This is a genomic window from Flammeovirga yaeyamensis, from assembly GCF_018736045.1.
In the GTDB taxonomy this organism is placed as follows: Bacteria; Bacteroidota; Bacteroidia; order Cytophagales; family Flammeovirgaceae; genus Flammeovirga; species Flammeovirga yaeyamensis.
In genome coordinates this window covers 1-17919 of record NZ_CP076132.1, presented here as the reverse complement: position 1 = coordinate 17919, position 17919 = coordinate 1, and the positions used below count along the sequence as shown (strand labels likewise).

Annotated in this window: 14 protein-coding genes; 4 read left to right on the top strand and 10 right to left on the bottom strand. The window is 34.8% G+C overall.

Features of this window, described 5'->3' with window-relative positions; all coding sequences use genetic code 11:
* Positions 1-212 precede the first annotated feature (212 nt).
* Positions 213-653, top strand: a complete 441-nt coding sequence (locus KMW28_RS00070) for a DUF5606 family protein (protein WP_169665727.1) — start codon at positions 213-215, stop codon at positions 651-653.
* Positions 654-739: 86 nt separating this feature from the next.
* Here KMW28_RS00070 and KMW28_RS00065 read toward each other — a convergent pair whose 3' ends face one another.
* The 3 genes from KMW28_RS00065 to KMW28_RS00055 form a co-directional block, all read right to left on the bottom strand.
* Complete coding sequence (locus KMW28_RS00065; protein ID WP_169665725.1) at positions 740-2317, bottom strand: sensor histidine kinase; 1578 nt, start codon at positions 2315-2317, stop codon at positions 740-742.
* A 111-nt stretch (positions 2318-2428) separates the two neighbouring features.
* Positions 2429-4117, bottom strand: a complete 1689-nt coding sequence (locus KMW28_RS00060; RefSeq protein WP_169665723.1) for a DNA polymerase/3'-5' exonuclease PolX — start codon at positions 4115-4117, stop codon at positions 2429-2431.
* 71 nt (positions 4118-4188) lie between these two features.
* Complete coding sequence (locus KMW28_RS00055; protein WP_169665721.1) at positions 4189-4986, bottom strand: SDR family oxidoreductase; 798 nt, start codon at positions 4984-4986, stop codon at positions 4189-4191.
* Between the two features lie 148 nt (positions 4987-5134).
* Here KMW28_RS00055 and panB point away from each other — a divergent pair, with 148 nt between their 5' ends.
* Both panB and KMW28_RS00045 read left to right on the top strand, forming a co-directional pair.
* Positions 5135-5953, top strand: coding sequence for a 3-methyl-2-oxobutanoate hydroxymethyltransferase (gene panB, locus KMW28_RS00050; protein WP_169665719.1), 819 nt, complete (start codon positions 5135-5137; stop codon positions 5951-5953).
* Positions 5954-6091: 138 nt separating this feature from the next.
* Entirely contained in the window at positions 6092-6784 is a 693-nt protein-coding gene (locus KMW28_RS00045) for an RluA family pseudouridine synthase (protein WP_066211261.1), read from the top strand.
* Positions 6785-7092: 308 nt separating this feature from the next.
* Here KMW28_RS00045 and KMW28_RS00040 read toward each other — a convergent pair whose 3' ends face one another.
* A complete protein-coding gene (locus KMW28_RS00040) occupies positions 7093-8817 on the bottom strand; it encodes a GNAT family N-acyltransferase (protein WP_169665717.1) in 1725 nt (574 codons plus the stop codon).
* 252 nt (positions 8818-9069) lie between these two features.
* Between KMW28_RS00040 and KMW28_RS00035 the strand changes: the two genes are divergently transcribed.
* Positions 9070-9918 carry a flavin reductase family protein gene (locus KMW28_RS00035; protein WP_169665715.1) on the top strand — a complete coding sequence of 283 codons (849 nt, stop codon included), beginning with the start codon at positions 9070-9072 and terminating at the stop codon, positions 9916-9918.
* Between the two features lie 111 nt (positions 9919-10029).
* Here the strand turns inward: KMW28_RS00035 and KMW28_RS00030 are convergent, their stop codons facing one another.
* From KMW28_RS00030 to KMW28_RS00005, 6 genes are all read right to left on the bottom strand, one after another.
* The gene (locus tag KMW28_RS00030) at positions 10030-10800 is read right to left on the bottom strand and encodes a phosphosulfolactate synthase (RefSeq protein WP_066211285.1); all 771 of its coding nucleotides are present in this window, start codon (positions 10798-10800) and stop codon (positions 10030-10032) included.
* A gap of 183 nt (positions 10801-10983) precedes the next feature.
* Complete coding sequence (locus KMW28_RS00025) at positions 10984-12384, bottom strand: tetratricopeptide repeat protein (RefSeq protein ID WP_169665713.1); 1401 nt, start codon at positions 12382-12384, stop codon at positions 10984-10986.
* Positions 12385-12532: 148 nt separating this feature from the next.
* Positions 12533-13513: an NAD-dependent epimerase/dehydratase family protein gene (locus KMW28_RS00020; protein WP_169665711.1), complete on the bottom strand. Its 981-nt coding sequence runs from the start codon at positions 13511-13513 to the stop codon at positions 12533-12535.
* A gap of 8 nt (positions 13514-13521) precedes the next feature.
* The gene (locus tag KMW28_RS00015; protein WP_169665709.1) at positions 13522-14307 is read right to left on the bottom strand and encodes a tyrosine-protein phosphatase; all 786 of its coding nucleotides are present in this window, start codon (positions 14305-14307) and stop codon (positions 13522-13524) included.
* Between the two features lie 170 nt (positions 14308-14477).
* Positions 14478-16967 (bottom strand): tyrosine-protein kinase, encoded by a 2490-nt coding sequence (locus KMW28_RS00010; protein WP_169665708.1) that lies wholly within the window; start codon positions 16965-16967, stop codon positions 14478-14480.
* Positions 16968-16983: 16 nt separating this feature from the next.
* On the bottom strand, positions 16984-17919 hold the full coding sequence (locus KMW28_RS00005; protein WP_169665706.1) for a polysaccharide biosynthesis/export family protein: 936 nt from the start codon (positions 17917-17919) through the stop codon (positions 16984-16986).

Genomic DNA, 17919 nt, shown 5'->3' with positions numbered 1-17919 from the left:
TTCATCCTTTAAGTATTAAAAACGATATATTTTTGATATTAAATCACTTCATTTATTAAATTGCGAAGCGTTTTTTTCACGCATAAAAAAGTCTATTATCAATAAGTTATTTCAAACAATTTTTGAGATAATTTGATTATAAATCAAAAGATCATGTTTGATCGTTCAATACCATTGACTTCAAACATGTTCTAAATAATAAAAATTATAACATGAACTTAAAAGACATTGCTGCAATTGCAGGTAAGCCAGGTTTATACAAAGTATTAAAACCATCACGTACTGGTGTAATCGTTGAAACTTTGGAAGCTAAGCCTAAGAAAACAATTGTAAGTGCAAGCCAAAGAATCTCTATCTTGAAAGAGATCTCTATGTATGTTACTGGTCAAGCGGAAGAGTCAGTGCCATTGGAAGAAGTATTCGCTTCAGTAAAAGAAAAATTTGGTACAGAGAAACTAGATGTTGATACTAAATCTGAAGAGTCTTTAGAAGACTTCATTTTCGCAGTTCTTCCTAACTGGGATTCAGATAGAATCTACACTTCAGATATCAAAAAATTAGTGACTTGGTACAACAAACTAGTTGAGTTCTACCCAGAGTCATTAGAAGATAAAAAAGAAGACAAAGAAGCATCTGAGAAAGCTGCTGAGTAATTCTATAGATATTTAATGAAGAAGAGGTGACTTTATCAATAATAAGGTCACCTCTTCTTTTATATTAATACTTTATGTCAATAGCTCTACTCTATCTCGGGAATTTTCTCTAAAATCGTAAAGTAAAAAGTAGACCCAAATTCACTATCGGATTCTACCCAAATACTACCATGATGCAAATCGACAATTTTCTGACAATGGGCTAAACCAATTCCAGATCCCTCATATTCACTTTTGGAATGAAGTCTATTGAAAATGATAAATATATTTTCGAGATGTTCTTTCTTAATACCAATTCCATTGTCCTGAAAAGCAAACATCCATTCTCCGGCCATGTGAATAGAAGAGATGGTGACGACAGGATTAACATCAGGCCTTTTGAATTTAATTGCATTGGTAATCAAATTTTGAAATAGTAATCTCAATTCTATTTCGTACCCTCTGATAACAGGTAAATTATTGAATCTAATTTTAGCATTTGATTCACTTAAAGAGATACGAAGGTCTTGTAAAACATCGGTCATCATTTGATCACAGTCGATGTTGGATAAAGTCCTGTTTCTCCCAATTTTTGAATACTCGAGTAGTGCTTTAATTAAATTAATCATCCGATCAGCTGAAGAATGAATATAATCCAGCATCTGATTACCATTATGATCAAATTGGTCTTTATAAGTACTTTTAAGTAACTCTGTTAAACTTGTAATACTCCTTAAAGGTTCTTGCAAATCATGTGAGGTGGTATATGCAAATTGTTCTAATTCATGATTTTTACTTTTTAGGTCTTGTTGAATCAGAATTAATTCAGTGGTTTTTCGTTTCTCTGTTTTGAACATTTCAATATAGTCCATGAGTAAGCCAACAAAGGGAAGTACAAAAGAAACGGTTAAAAGAAATTGAGAGATATTAAAATGAGCATCAAATAGTTCGGTACTACCATAGAAAATATGTAATTGAGCTACTGAAAGAGGTAAAATACTCCAAAATAGCATCTGTAAAAGGTAGCTTTTAGTATGTTCTAAAAACTTAATCATGAATGCTCCAAATAAAACCAAGTTAAGAATAATAGGCATAAATGTTAGAAGGTAAATTGATGCTCTTTCATTAACCCAATCAATTAAACTAAATATATAATCGGTCGTTCCTACAATTAAAATACTGATAAAAATAAAACTCCCACCGATGTAATATTGAAGATATTTTGTTTTGTTCCCCTCTTTATCATTTTGAATGATCATTATGGAAATTAGTGAAACTAATAATATGTTTCCTTCAAAAATTGTGGAAATAAGTACTTGATTTTTGATGAGTTCTACACCGAATACATCAAAATTATTAATGAGTAATAGTTGTGAGATTTTTAGTAGGCCAATGGCGAAAAAACTATATCCAACAATTGCTGAACTAGCTGAATGCGAATAATGACAATGTATATAGGCCAAACAGCATGTTATAAATAGTAAGGTGATAGAGGACCACCTCAATAACATGAAGGATAAAAAACCAAAATGTGTCGCTGGAATAATTTGACTTTCTATAATATCTAACTCTTTACCTAAATCAATTTCTGAGTAATGTAACAAGAAAGGCAATACTGTGATAAAGACAGTTAGAGATATTAATGGTTTTGGTATTTGATAAAAAAGGCTTTCAGTGGTTTTCATCTTTGGGTTCGCTTTAACTAACCCTGCAACAAAAAAAATAAGTACCGAGTTTATTCGATACTTATTTTCTTGAATTGTTACTATTCTTTTTGAATTGAATGAAAATCAACTCTATTTTTTTCTTGATTTGAAATAGGTTTCTATCTCTTCCAAACTCATGGCATTGAGGGTCATTTCTTTGGTTAGACCGGCTTTTCTACCAACTAATAATCCATAGTGCATATCAGCATACCCTTCTACGGCGTGTGCATCTGGATTAAGCGATAATTTTACGCCTTGATCTAAAGCATACTTCGCCCATCTCCAATCCAAATCCAATCGCCATGGACTAGAGTTGATCTCGATAATCACTCCATGTTTAGCACAAGCATCAATTACTGCTTTATGATCGATAGGGTAACCTTCTCTACGTAAAAGAAGTCGTCCTGTTGGATGACCAAGTATAGTGGTCGCAGGATGTTCTATGGCCTTAATCAAACGAGCTGTTGCTGTTGCTTTATCCATCGTTAATGGAGAGTGAATCGACGAAACCACAAAATCGAATGTAGCCAAAACATCATCATCATAATCCAATCGACCATCATTTAAGATATCAGATTCAATCCCTTTAAAGATTTTGAAAGGAGCCAATTCTTTATTTAAAGCATCAATTTCTTTGTGTTGCTGTTCGATACGTTCCACAGAAAGACCGTTAGCGTAAAAAGCAGTCTTCGAGTGATCTGAAATACCTAAATACTCATATCCTTTTGCTTTCAAGTATTCAGCCATCTCTCTTAATGTATTCTGCCCGTCAGAATAATCCGAGTGATTGTGCAAGCTTCCTTTTAGATCTTCATCTTCTACTAAAGTCGGAATTCCATTCTTAATGAAATCGCCGACATACTCCTCTCCTTCTCTCAATTCAACAGGGAAGACCGGAAGTCCTGCATTCTTATAAATATCTTCAATAGACGAATATTCCGTCTTGTTCAGTACGTCTCTTAATGTTGGATAATCAGCACTTCCTCTTAAAGAAAGGTGTTCTGGAGCAGCAGATTTTTGGAAGGCAATTTTGATGAATTCCTCTTCTCTACAGACAAAGAATTCGACCGAAGTACCTGTTTCTACTAATTCACCTCGAACAGTAAGTGGGGAAGATTTTGCCTCGTCCAATATCAATTGATTGAACTCCGAAAGTGATGTTTTCAATTGAGAAGAACTTTCAGCAACTACAGTAAATGATAATGTATCGACGACTTCTCGTTTCAGTGATAACTCACCTGCAAGGCTATTTTTGATCCCTTTTTCTTCTAAGAAAGCGACAATTACTTCAGCAAACTTTTCAGCTTTAGCATAATGTAAACGCTTTTTATTTTCCTTCAAGAAATCGACTTGTTGAAGAATTTTTGCTTCGGTTTTAGCAGCAAAACCTTTTAAAGTTTGAACTTTATTTTCCTCGCAAGCCACTTTCAGCTTATCTAATGAATCGATCTCTAATTCTTTCCAAAGAGCAGCAATTTTTTTAGGCCCAACTCCACTCAATCCCATCATGTCGATCACACCTTCTGGAGTTTTTTCCTTTAGTTCTTCAAGATCGTCTAAAGTCCCACTAGAGAACCAATTGACTAACTTTTCTGCCATTGTTTTGGAAAAGCCCAACGCAATCAGCTCGTCATTATTTAAGCCGATTAATGGAGTACCGGCATTTTCCATACTCTGAATCGCCGTAGAATATGCTCTTGTCTTAAAAGGATTGGCTCCGTGTAGTTCCATCAATTGTGTCAATAAACGGAAGCCTTTAATAATATCTTTGTTGGTCATTTTGTATCAAATAAAAAGTTTTAAGGTGATGTATCACCCTAAGATGAATGGCAAAAAATGCTCTGATAAAGTTATGATTTTTTTCTCACTAATTTCTCTAAAAGCTTCGGAAAGAAACGTTTGATATAAACCGCTGCTTGTTCTCTCGGACGGCCTATAACTGCTTCGCTTTTACCAATAGAAGCATAGTGTAAAATATCAAGGGCTGCTTTCTCCACAGTTATTCCTCCTTTCCCCTCATCAAGCTGTCCTTGTTGAGAACCATCCGCTTGCAAAGCATTTTTTGCAAGATCAGTTTTCACATATCCCGGTAGAATATTGGTAATCTGAATGCCGAAAGGATGAAGTTCCGCCCTTAACGAATCCATAAAGCCTAATAAAGCATGTTTTGATGCTGCATAAGCGGTACGATCTGGAATTCCCATTTTGCCTTGCACACTATTTATACAAACAATCATGGGGTCATCAGATTTTTTTAGGTAAGGTAACACCGCCTTTGTAATGTGCAATGCTCCCCAAAAGTTCACCTGCATGATTTTTTCGAAAGTGGATAAAGCCATTTCTTCGAATGAAGCACGTTGACTAATTCCCCCCACCAGAAAAATACCATCCAATTGTTGGTGAATTTGATAAGCCTGATGGGAAATATCAGTTAATTCTTTCTGACTTGCAGATAAATCCATTGGTAAGACCGTTATCGAATCTTCTTTTTGATATTCATTTTGAAGATCAATTAAAGCCGATTCATTTCTAGCCGAGATGATCAATTTGCAGGGAAACTGACTCAAAGAAATGGCCAATTGCTTACCAATTCCCGAAGAGGCACCAACCACCCAATAGACTTTCTGATTAAACCTTGATTCTTTCATTATGCCTCGAAATTACGAACTATTGACAAAACTTTGATAAATATCATACAATTAAAGGGTTACATTCGTGACATGTGTTATTCACAACCGCTTTGAAATTGGTATATTTGCACCAAGTTATCAGAGGGTTAAATAAATTCAATACAAAATGTCAATTCACAAACCAGATATTAAGAAAGTTACTACGCATCAATTAGCGGCAATGAAAGCAAGAGGAGAGAAAATTTCTATGCTTACTGCTTATGATTTTTCGATGGCTAAAATCTTAGATTCATCAGGTATTGATGTGTTATTGGTAGGCGATTCAGCTTCCAATGTAATGGCTGGTAATGAAACTACTTTGCCAATTACTTTAGATCAAATGATTTACCACGCAACTTCTGTTGTAAGGGCCGTGGATAGAGCATTAGTTGTAGTGGATATTCCTTTTGGTAGTTATCAAGGTAGTTCGACTGAAGCTTTACGTTCTGCAATCAGAATTATGAAAGAGACAGGCGGACATGCTGTAAAAGTTGAAGGTGGTGCAGAAATTCAAGAATCTGTGAAGAAGATCTTGTCTGCGGGTGTTCCAGTAATGGGTCACTTAGGATTAACTCCACAATCAATTTATAAATTCGGAACATATACGGTAAGAGCGAAAGAAGAAGCCGAAGCACAAAAACTAATCGAAGATGCGAAACTTTTAGAAGAACTAGGATGTTTTGCATTGGTATTGGAAAAAATTCCTTCAGCATTAGCTGAGAGAGTTGCAAAGAAATTAACCATCCCAGTAATTGGTATTGGTGCAGGTGCAGGAGTTGATGGTCAAGTGTTGGTTGTTCACGATATGTTGGGCATTACACAAGACTTTAAACCTCGTTTCTTAAGAAGATATGCAGATGTTGGTGGAATGATGAAAGAAGCTGTTCAAAGCTATATTTCTGATGTGAAATCGCATGACTTCCCGAACGAAAAAGAATGCTATTAGTAGCAATTCTATTTGTAGCAATTAATTGATATTTGAATGGAATTTTCGAGTATCCATTAAATTAATTAGTAATAAGAATTAAGTAATGCAACTTAATTCCTTTCACTTACGTGAGTAAGCGAGTAAGATTTAATAAAAATGAATTTAGATCAGTCACAAATAATCTATGAAGACAACCACTTAGTGGTTGTGAACAAGGCACCTGGTATTTTAGTACAAGGTGATGACACCGGCGATGAAACACTTACCGATATCGTAAAAGAGTATATCAAGGATAAGTACAATAAACCGGGCGCTGTATTTTTAGCACCTGTTCATAGATTGGACCGTCCAGTGAGTGGTGTGGTTGTTTTTGCACGTACTTCCAAAGCAGCGGAACGTATGGCAAAGATTTTCCAAGAGCACAAAATCACAAAAACTTATTTGGCCTTAGTCAGCAAGCGTCCTCAAAAAGACGAAGACACGATGATTAACTGGCTGAAGAAAGACGAAAAGAAAAATAGAACACACGTTTATTTATCAGATCGTCGTGGTGGTAAATATTGTGAGACCTATTACAAGTTATTGGGTCGTGTTGGCGATAACTATTGCTTGCATGTAGAGCCAAAAACAGGTCGTTCTCATCAAATTAGAGCACAATTAGGTAATATCGGTTCTCCTATCCGTGGGGATATGAAGTACGGAGCCAAAGGTAGAATCATGAAAGGAAAATTAATCTTCCTTCATGCTAAAGAATTATCATTCGAGCACCCAGTAAAAAAGGAGCCAATGAGATTCACCGCTAGAGTTCCAGAACACGATATATGGAAGAACTTCGCTAAGATGATGTAAGCAATTATATCGTCTATCATTCAAATTATATAAAATCCCCGATCGGTAACGGTTGGGGATTTTTTTGTGGATAACTTTTCGTACACACAAGCAGTAATAAGTCTTGTGAATTGACTGTAAAAACAAATAGTTATCCACATCGATGTGAATAACTATTTGTTTTCAACTCTTGCTATTTCAAAATCATCATATATTTTGTGCATAAATGTTATCCACAAAAGAATAACTCTGTGGATAAGTAAAAAAGAAGCTGTTCAAATAAAAGAACAGCTTCTCACAATCTATTTAAATAAGGAACTATGTGGTTATTATTGTAGTTGATTTGTAATTTTTTCAGGTATGTTATCAACATTCACTAGAATTAAACCATCCAAGCAATGGTTGAATTTTGGATCGATGTTGAAACCAATCATTCTACCATTTAATCGGATATATTGTCTGATTAAAACAGGCACCTTAAATCTTTTTGGTTCTATGTCCATCACCAATTTATCCAACTCATCTATAGCGATACTTTCTTTCTGGATCAGGTTATCAATATACTTTTTGATTTGATCACCTATTTTATAGCGTTTTCTTGGTTTCACAAATTGGGCGATATCATGATCGTACAAATGTTTATAACTATAATAGATAATGGCCTCTTTAGCTGCATTCGAATAATCATTACTGATACTCACAGGACCAAACATGTATTTAAATTGTGGATTTCTTTTTAGATAGGTATTGATACCTTTCCAAAGTAAAAACAATGGATAGGCGTCTCTTTGTTTTTCTTGGATCACAAAAGATCTTCCTAATTCAATACCATTGTTTAGAACGTGAATAAAGTCGTTTTTGAACTTGAATAATGTATTGGTATAAAATCCTTTCTTCCCGATATTTTGAACAATCTCTTCTCCTACTCCAATTCTGTAGGCACCAATTATTTGAGCAGTAGCCGTATTCCAAATAAATAAGTGATGGTAATACTCATCGAATTTATCAAGATCTACTTCTCTATTGGTTCCCTCTCCCACAGCTCTGAAAGTGATTTCTCTTAATCGACCAATTTCTAAAAGGGTATATGGTATAGCATCAGAATGTGCTATTCGTACTTCGTTCTGACCATGTGCACATAATAAAGAAGATTCAGGTAGACTTTGTATTTCATCTTTAATAATCTCTTTTGGGATTTCAGCAATTACCTCCTCGGCTACTGTTTTTGCTTTTTTATTCGGACGTAAAAATTTTTGTTTTTTCATCCCCTCACCTAATAGATAGGTTTTATCTCGAAGCATTTGACCAAATGAAGAAAGATCTTCATATTCATTTTGCTTTTTTACGGGTATCGGCTGACCAATGCGAACTTTAACGGTATGATTCTTTTTATTCAGAAATTCTTTAGGGATTTGAAAAGTTCTTAACAATGGATGTATTCTACCTAATAAATGAAATACCCAACTGTTTACCCCATGGAAATAAATCGGTATCACCGGTACCTCAGCTCTTTTGATCAACTTAATGGCAGAAGTACTCCAAGGTTTATCGGCAATACCTTTATGAGAGTTATAATAAGTAGAAACTTCTCCTGCAGGAAAAAGACCAATAGAATCACCGTTTGCTAAAGCTTGTTTTACCTTTTCTGATGCTTTGAAATTGGTTTTCTTAAAAGGATCAACAGGAATAAACAACTCTTGAAAAGGCTTCATTTTACCCAATAAAAAATTGGCGGTCACCTTATAATCCGGTCGAATTTTTCTAAGAATTTGAAGCAATACAACCCCATCCAATAAACCATAGGGGTGGTTAGAAATAGTGATAAAAGCACCCCATTTGGGTATTTTCTTAAGATCTTCATCGCTTATTTCCACTTTGATGTTCATCATTTTCAAAGCTTCTTCAATAAGCTCTACACCTTCGTATTCCGATAACTGAGAATACATTTCATTAAATGATGATAGTCCCGTTGTTTTCATCATTAAGTCAGCACTCAACTTATTTAAGTTAAGCTCCTCCATTAATTCTGAAGTAGGTATAATTTGAGGTTGCATAGGATCGTTGTTTATTTCTTGTATTTCAAAACTACAATCCAAACATTATCTGAACTTTATATCACTTCTAAGTAATTATTGTAAAATGGTGAACGTAGGGTTAAGGAGTTCACATAGTAGAGATGTTTTATTGATATCAAACCCAACACATCCTTTTTCAGTTCTCTATGAGAATTAATAATCTTATTCTATATTTGATAAGACCATCCATCTGAATAAAATCAGATCATAAACAACTACCATATAAACACCATGAAAAAAATTATCCCATCGGAGATAAGCACCTCAGAAATGCATTCTTATCTATTGAATGCTATTGCTCCTCGTCCTATTGCTTTTGTAAGTACGGTCGATGCTGCTGGAAAAGTGAACCTTAGTCCTTACAGTTGCTTTAATTTCTTTGGAGCAAATCCTGCCATTTTTGTGTTCTCACCTACTCGAAGTGTGAGAGGAAATGCCTTAAAACACACTTTAGAAAATATACAGGAGACCAAAGAGTGTACAGTCAATATTGTGACGTATGATTTCGTTCATCAAATGTCATTATCAAGCACAGCTTACGATAAAGGTGTGAATGAATTTGTGAAGGCCGGATTAACGGAAACACCTTCGGATATCGTGGCCCCGCCAAGAGTAGCAGAGTCACCTGTTCAATTCGAATGTAAATTAAGAGAAGTGATGCCCATGGGCGATGAAGGAGGAGCAGGAAATTTAGTCATCTGTGAAGTGGTTTGCATTCATGTCAATGAAAACTACCTTAATGAAGAGGGTGTATTGGATTCTGCAAAATTGGATTTGATGGGAAGAATGGGTGGCAATCTCTACGTGAGAGCATCAGGTGATGCCTTATTGGGAATTCAGAAACCCATACAGAAAAAGGGAATTGGTATTGATCAATTGCCATTACACATTATTGAGAGCAATATATTAACGGGAAATCATTTGGCACAATTGGCCAATGTAGATCATATTCCTACAGAAACAGAGTTGAGTACTATAGAGACTCCACAAACGTCTTCTTCAGAGGAAAATCATACGCTAGCAGCTCACCTGATCAATAAAGGAATGATCAATGAGGCTTGGAAAGTGTTATTGTTTTAAATAAAAATGAGGTGATCTCAAAAAAAACAAAAGCCCCGGATTTAAATCAGGGGCTTTTGATACGAGGTCATCTCAAAGGTTGAGATTGCCTCTATTTATATATTTTATGGATTACTTCCAGCCTTCGTTTAAGAAGTCGTGGAAAGTATCTCCTCTTAAACCTAAACGGATAGTTTCTAAAGGAATTACTTCTTTAGGAGCAATGTTACCCAAGTTTACGTTAGTACCAATCAATTTGATAAACCAAACTTGTTGTGCTTTTTGAGGTGCTTCCCAGATAATTTTTTCGTAAGGAATTTGAGTAAGAATTTCTTCTACCAAACCAGATCTTACTTCACCAGAAGAACGGAATAAACCAACGTTACCACCTTCTCTAGCTTCACCGATTACTTTCCAAGCACCAGCGTCTAATTCAGCACGCATTAATTCGATCCATTTGTATGGAGGAATAATTTTTTCTTCATCCTTAGATCCTACCTCAGATACAACAGTTGCACGCTGAGATAATTTGTGGATATACTCACATTTTACATCGTGAGCCATGTCCATAGATCCGTCTGATACTTCAGCGAAATCTAAGTTGAATTTATCAAGAACTCTTAAGTAATCTTCGAACTGATCGCGAATAACGAATGCTTCGAACAATGTTCCACCTAAGTATACTTTAATTCCAGCTTCTTGATACAGGTTAATTTTTTCTTGTAGTTTAGGATATACGTAAGAAGTAGCCCATCCTAATTTTACTATATCTATGTAATCACCCGAAGTTTCTAAAATATCTTCTACTTCACGTAGGGACATTCCTTTGTCCATTGCCATCGTTAAACCTTTGTCTCTAGGCTTTGCACTTCTTTCAGGGAGATTATTTAATACGTAATTCATCTTCAGACGATTTGTAATAAAAAAAATCGACTACAAATTGATACAGAAGTCGATACATTTTTACACCGCAGAATGATCTAAAAAGCTTAGAATTTTGCGATGCGTCGCAATTTCGTAAAAGCCTTTATTATTAGAGGTATAATTATGTTAAAAAATCAAAATACTTGAACAATTTTTCAATTATTATCTTTTAAACTTATCAATTGCGGATTTTAGAATTTTTTTCATCGATTCCTCAGGCATATAATCAATTAATTCTTGATGTACATCGTAGTCGAGTTCCAATGCTTTTTGAATAGAAGCAAAAGCCTCATTCATCTTACCATCAAGTAATTGATAAGCGGCCTTACGATAATATAAAGAAGCATGTTCTGGAATATTATTGATGGCTTTTTTCATGACCTCAATCGCCTCGTCCATCTCTTCGTTTTTGCTGTACACCTCAGACCAATCCAACCAAATACCTATTTTATTCGGATTTAGACTAGTAGCACTTTTGAATGCTTCAATTCCAGCAACGAAATTTCCTAAAGAACTTTCTGCTTTTGCCAAGGCATACCAATACTCATCATAATGAGGATTAAGCTTTACCGCCTTGTTTAAATAATGAGTGGCTTCAAGGAAGTTGCCTAGTTTTCTGTGGTTCTCTCCTACTCCAAACCAAGCATCATCGTAATCGACATCTATTTCTAATGCCTTTTTAAAATAACGGATCCCAACATTATAGTCCTCCATCATTTCTGATGCAGCACCTAAATGACAGTACAACTCTGGTGTTGGTTTTTTAGTGACTTGTAAAGCTTCCAGGTATTTTCTAAACGCATTGGCAAATTCCTTTTTGTTCAAATAACAATGCCCCATATGCATATAGGCATTTTCGAACTTTTCATTAACCAATGTAGCATATTCGAAGGAAGCCAAAGCTTTATCAAATTGTTTGGCTTGACTAAAGAAAATACCTTTGTTGTACCAACTTTCTGCTTTATAAGGGTTGAGATCAATAAGTGCTTCCAATAATGTTTCAACATCACCTAACTTATTGAGCTTAAGTGCTAAATCGTAAAGTTCGTACACTGCTTCCTCTAAAGATTGATCTTCAGCAAGGGCAGATTTAAACACTTCATAGGCATCATCAAATTGATCTGCAGATAAATAAGTGATGGCCATATTGTATAAAAGTTCGCCTTTTTCTGAGGCATGACTTTCATCCAACGCTTTATAAAAATACCCGATGGCTTTTTCAGTTTCTCCTAAAATTGAATGGATAGTGCCTTTTTGGAAAAGCACGATGTAATCGTTTGGAGCTATTTTTTCCGCCTCATTAGATAATTGTAAGGCTTCTTTATAATTGCCCATATATGCACTAATCTTAGAACGATAGACTTTGATTAATGCAGAATTTGGGTAAAAGCTTTCGGCATGCTCACAAACGCTTAAAGCTTTATTGATTTTAAATTCCTCAAAGTAATATTCAAGAATCTCCTCAAAAGTGTCTAGGTCATAGAAATCACTACGTCCTTCTTTAAGGTTTTTCTCATATTCTTTGATGACCTTATTTATATCGTCGTTAAATTGATTCGACATCGTAAAGCTCCTTGTTTATTAATTATTTAGTACCCAATAATTAAGCTTGGGTTTTATAACACAACGCAAACAACAATATCGTAATAAATATCGAATGTTAGAAATGTAAACTGTGTATATAATTAAACTGTATGAAGGTGAATTAGGTTTAGTTTTGATGTGTTTTTACCCAATTCATGGTCTCTTCTAAAGGTTTAAACTGAAGTTGAAGCGTTGACATGGCTTTATCACTTTTATATACATTCTGAGTGTACATTGTGCGTACCACATCTTTCGTTAATTTCTTCTGCTTTCCAGAAAATAAACTGATAAAACCTTCAAAAGAAGAAACCAATTGTGTTAGTTTTTTTGAAATCTTTTTCTTCGGAGGAGCGACATTCAAACCATCGGCCATTAGTTCCAAGGCTTTTTTATAAGGAATAGAATGTGCATTGAGAATAAATCGCTCTCCAGAAATATGTTCATCGAATACTTTAACCACAGCATCGACCACATCACGTATATCTACAGAACTAAAAAATCCAGTAGGATAATATTTTAGCCCTTTCTTTACTGTTTGAAAAATCGCCAATGAGCTTCTAGAGAAATCACCTACACCTAAAATCACAGACGGATTTAAAACCACTACATTTAAACCTTCTCTGTATCCTCTCCACACCTCTTGCTCAGCGTTGTATTTAGATATACCATAAGCAGAAACACCTTTTTCTCCAGTCCATTTAGAGTTTTCGTCAATTTCGTTGCCAAATTCAGGGACACCTAAAGCAGCAATAGAACTGATGTGAATAAACTTTTCAACATTTGCTTCTATAGCCATATTTACTAGGTTTGCTGTACCGTCAACATTCACAGATCGCAATTCTTCTAGTCCTTTTTCGAAAGAAACTATAGAAGCGGTATGTACAATGTAATCCACACCTTGAAGTGCTTCTTTAAGAGTATTAGGGTCAAGAATATCTGCTTCTTCCCATTGAATATCATCTTTGATGTCTTCAATGAAAGAAGTATCATTTTTTCTCCCTTTTAATGCGATTATTTTAGCTTTTTGCTGATGTAATGTTCTAGTGATATATCCACCGACAAAGCCTGTTGCTCCGGTGATGAATACTTTTTTTCCTTCAAGTTGCAAGGTGTAAATTATTTTTGTGGCACTTCTTTTATGCTATGGTTTAGCAAAGATAAGCCAAGAGCCTTATTATAGTACGATAGTTTCCTTACTTTTTCTAACCAATGTAGATGTTTTGCTTTGTGAGTGTCCGTTCCGATAAAATCTACGTGTCCTTCATCAATCAATCTTTCTGCATAACGTTTAGCATTCGAAGAGTAATAGCCTGCTAATGAAAGGGCATTGATCTGAAGTAAAGCACCTAATTTTTTCCAACGAACGATTTCGTCAAAGTTATTTTCATAGGTATATCCATATCTTTCGGGATGGGCAATGACGGGCTTATATCCTTTTGAAATGGCTAAGAATATAGCTTCATCAATAAAAATACATGGATTAATAAATGAAGTTTCCATCAACAAGTAATTATCTCCGAAGGTCAAAAACTTCTCGCCTTGTCTGAGTTTTTTGATAAAAACATCATCTAGATAATATTCTGCTGCAGCATCAATCTCTATAGAGATACCTTCTTCTTTTACTGCTGTTCTAACTTCCTCTAGTGCTTTATGGATAATTTCTGGAGTATTTTTAAAAAAGTCGCTCATCACATGGGGGGTAGCTACTAATTTAGTATAACCCATGGAGTGCAATGATTTGATAATAGCTAAAGATTCTCCAATATTCTGAGCACCATCATCAATTCCAGGAAGAAAATGGGCGTGCATATCAGTAGTAATCGGAGGTCCCATGGGTTCCTTAATTACTTCTTTATTTTTAGATTGATCCTTTTTCCCAAATAACTTGAATAACCACTTCATAAATTATGATGATCTTTTTCCTGAGCACTAAAAATATACCCATCATTTTAAGTGATGGTATTATTAGGTTTTTTGTTTATCTACAGAAATTACACAAACTTAAATAATAAGTAATACTACAAAATGTGGATGAAATTAAAAAATTACAATTCTGGGATCAGAGGTTAGACCTATTTTTTAAACCATTTTTTCCAGAATGGTTTCTTTTTATCATCAAAATAAGCGACATCTTCCTCAGTAAGATCAGAATCATAACCGTAAGTATATCCATAACCATAACCTTGAGAGCTATACGTCATGGTTCCATAGCCGTAACCATATCCACCGTAACTTCTACGATCTGGAACGGAATTAAGTACAATAGAAATATTTTTAAACTTACCCGATTTGTAAAGGTTGTTTGCGTTATCAATAAACGATTGTTTAGAGTAATCTGCTCTGACAACATAGATTGGATTGTCGGCATGTCTCATTACAATCATACCATCAGTCACCAAACCTACAGGAGGAGAATCTAGCATTATGACATCAAACTTCTCTTTTAGTTGTTTGATAAACCTTTTGAAATTATTGGATAAGATCAATTCAGAAGGATTTGGAGGTATAGGCCCTGCACTAATATATTTTAAGTTTGGTATATCAGTTTCTTGCATACAATCTTCTATCGTATTTTGTCCTACTAATATAGATGATGCACCTATAGTGTTACTTCCTCCCATGGCTAAGTGGACTTTTGGTTTTCTTAAATCAAGATCAACCATAATCACTTTTTTATCCGACATAGCAATAATACCCGCTAAGTTAGAAGCAACGAATGTTTTACCTTCACCACTAATTGTAGAGGTAACAGAGATCACTTTAGATGTTTTTTGTTCTTTTTCCTCTTCGGGATTATCATCTAAGAAATCTGATACCATAAAGTCTAAATTGGTACGAATAGAACGAAAAGCCTCTGACATAGTCGATTTTGGATCAGTTGATACAACTAATTTCGATACCGACATTTCTTCTTTTTCATATTTAGGAATCAAACCAAGAATTGGCATGTTCGTTCTTCTTTCTAAATGCTTTAACCCATTGATTTTGTCCATCAACAAGTAATTGATCACAATAAGTAATACTGATAAGAAAATACCTACAGCAATAGCAATAGCTATGGCAATCATTTTCCTTGGACTAATTGGTGCTGTTCCTGCCCGAGGGGCATCGATTACTGTAGAACTTTCGATGGTACTAGCTTGAGCCATACTGACCTCAATAAGTTTATTGGTCAAAAGATCTGAGATGTCAGTGTAAATAGAAACCCTTTTTTCGATTTTCTTTAAATCAGGATCTCCTCCAATATTTTGGAAAAATACCGCCCTAAGTTTACTTATTTCTCTTTGTAGATCATTGATGTTCTCATCCAAAAACTGTTCAGCAAAGCGAATAGATTCTGCGACTTCGTACCTTAATTTTTTATACAGTTCCAATGTAGAATTACTTGCAACAGTATTAGAAGTGTAAGATTCTCTGATACGTAGTGCTTCAGTTTCTAATTTGGCTAGCTCGTCTAAACTAGATGAAATACTTCCATCAGTAAGAATAGTTGCATAAGCCTGAATGTAGACGATACTACTATCTGCCTGAAGCAACGTTCTTAATTTTTGATATTTCTTCTTCTCTGACTTGAGAGAGTTTAATGATTTTTCTAACTCTTGAATATTTCCTACAATTGGCCCAGCTTCCATATAAGAACTAAGGTCTTTGTTGAAGCTCATCTCTCGCATCTTAGTTTCCAGATTATTTAGAGAGTCTTTTGTAATATCAATTTGTGAATACAGAAACTCCAATGCTCTTTCATACACCAAAGCCTTACCTTCTCTTGAAAGCTGACTGTAAGCTTTATTGATAGCTTCTAGCACTCGCTCTGCTTTTTTTCTATTTCTAGCGGTAAAAGAAATTTGAATAGTTTTCGCTTTTGGATCATAAATCATTACCGATAAATTCCTTTTAAGAAAACCGATAATGCTCGCTTTAGAATTGAATGTAAAACTATATTTATTTGTTTCTAGAATTTTATTTTTAGGGGTAATAATCAATGACTGACCTCCTAAAATAATGATTTCACCAGAACGTCCTTTTATTTCTTTTTCGGTTTGCCCGACTTTATAGGTAATCACATATTCCTTACCGCCATTTGAAAATTGCAGGTAGAAAGGTGTGTTTTTTAAAGCGGGTTGTTTTCCAGATGGATAAGTGAGGGTAAATGGAACTCCATCTTCGAATAATTCAGAATCACGAACATCTCCAACAGAATAATATTCTACAGATAGATCTATAAGAGAATCTACAATACGTTCGTACATCACACCTGAAGTAATTAACGCCATCTCACTTTCTAGCTTTCCTTCTTCAAGAGAACTGTTGGTGATACCAAACTTCTCGGCAAATTCCTGAGAGGATGAGGTTAACTTTACTTGGTTTAATGTATTTGCTTGATATATTTCGGGAGTCCATCGAATATAAAGATAGGAGGCTACACCACTCAAAATTAAGAGTAGAATCACCCAAATAATGTTCTTCTTTACGACAAACTCGAGTTTATCAAAATCTATATCATTGGTAGAACTTTCTTCGTTGTTCTCTAAGTCCTCCCATTCTTTTTCAAAATCACTCATAGAATATCTTTAGACTTTAGTTTCCAGTAGAAATTTGTTGGATCAATAGATAAAGTGATACAACACTTGATACTACACTAACTAAAAGGGTCAAATCTTGTAAATTTCTTGTATCCGATTTTCTTCTTGGCTCAATGTAAATTACATCGTTGGGCATTACATGAAGGTTAGCTTTGCTTAAACCTTGGATTGTACTTAAATCTACGATTTGAACAGAAGGCTTATTAAATCCGAGTACAGGATCAGGACGTACCATTCGAATATTGGTCGCCATAATATCGTTTTGAATAGGAACACCATTATTCCTAGCTGTATTTGCTCCTTGCTGAGAAGCTAATGCAATGATTTCCAAAAGTGTCATGTGTTCGTTTCGAAGAGGAACAATCTCTGCTCCTGTTGCCCCCATAACAATTACTCTTTTGTTGGTATATTGAGTAATTACGTATGGCTTTTGATAAAACTTACTGTATAATTCAGCTAGTTTTTTATTGGCTTGATCTAGGGTTAAACCTTTTAATTCTACATTTCCAATTAATGGCAGTTCTGTTGTCCCATCACTTTTTATCAAATATTTTTTCGGATCGTCACCGTTTTCCCTAATAGGTGCATTCAAGGCACTGTTCGGACTTTCGATCATTCCGTTGTTGTTAAAGTTGGCATTACCACCATTTCCTCTTTGAGAAGCAATTTGCTTAGTTGTTAGAAAATCACCGTTTGGATCGACTACTTTTTCACCTTCGTTGGTAAATACAGACATAGCGATATAGTCATCTACATCTATTGTGTAATTGTTTAAAGCGGAGTTTTCAGCATTTAAGAAAGCTTCATCGTTGATATTTTGTTCTGTTTTAAAAAGAATACTCTTTCGAATGGAACAAGATGATAAGCCAAATGCTAAACTGATGGTAAAAAATAGAAGTAAGTATCTTCTGAAAAAATATTTGCTATTCAT

Bases quoted from the DNA above. Each gene is read 5' to 3' on its own strand.
- KMW28_RS00015 (WP_169665709.1), bottom strand. From the start codon at position 14,307: ATGAAGTGGTTATTCAAGTTATTTGGGAAAAAGGATCAATCTAAAAAT.
- KMW28_RS00055 (WP_169665721.1), bottom strand. From the start codon at position 4,986: ATGAAAGAATCAAGGTTTAATCAGAAAGTCTATTGGGTGGTTGGTGCC.
- KMW28_RS00045 (WP_066211261.1), top strand. From the start codon at position 6,092: ATGAATTTAGATCAGTCACAAATAATCTATGAAGACAACCACTTAGTG.
- KMW28_RS00060 (WP_169665723.1), bottom strand. From the start codon at position 4,117: ATGACCAACAAAGATATTATTAAAGGCTTCCGTTTATTGACACAATTG.
- KMW28_RS00010 (WP_169665708.1), bottom strand. From the start codon at position 16,967: ATGAGTGATTTTGAAAAAGAATGGGAGGACTTAGAGAACAACGAAGAA.
- KMW28_RS00025 (WP_169665713.1), bottom strand. From the start codon at position 12,384: ATGTCGAATCAATTTAACGACGATATAAATAAGGTCATCAAAGAATAT.
- KMW28_RS00035 (WP_169665715.1), top strand. From the start codon at position 9,070: ATGAAAAAAATTATCCCATCGGAGATAAGCACCTCAGAAATGCATTCT.
- KMW28_RS00030 (WP_066211285.1), bottom strand. From the start codon at position 10,800: ATGAATTACGTATTAAATAATCTCCCTGAAAGAAGTGCAAAGCCTAGA.
- panB (WP_169665719.1), top strand. From the start codon at position 5,135: ATGTCAATTCACAAACCAGATATTAAGAAAGTTACTACGCATCAATTA.
- KMW28_RS00065 (WP_169665725.1), bottom strand. From the start codon at position 2,317: ATGAAAACCACTGAAAGCCTTTTTTATCAAATACCAAAACCATTAATA.
- KMW28_RS00040 (WP_169665717.1), bottom strand. From the start codon at position 8,817: ATGCAACCTCAAATTATACCTACTTCAGAATTAATGGAGGAGCTTAAC.
- KMW28_RS00005 (WP_169665706.1), bottom strand. From the start codon at position 17,919: ATGAATAGCAAATATTTTTTCAGAAGATACTTACTTCTATTTTTTACC.
- KMW28_RS00070 (WP_169665727.1), top strand. From the start codon at position 213: ATGAACTTAAAAGACATTGCTGCAATTGCAGGTAAGCCAGGTTTATAC.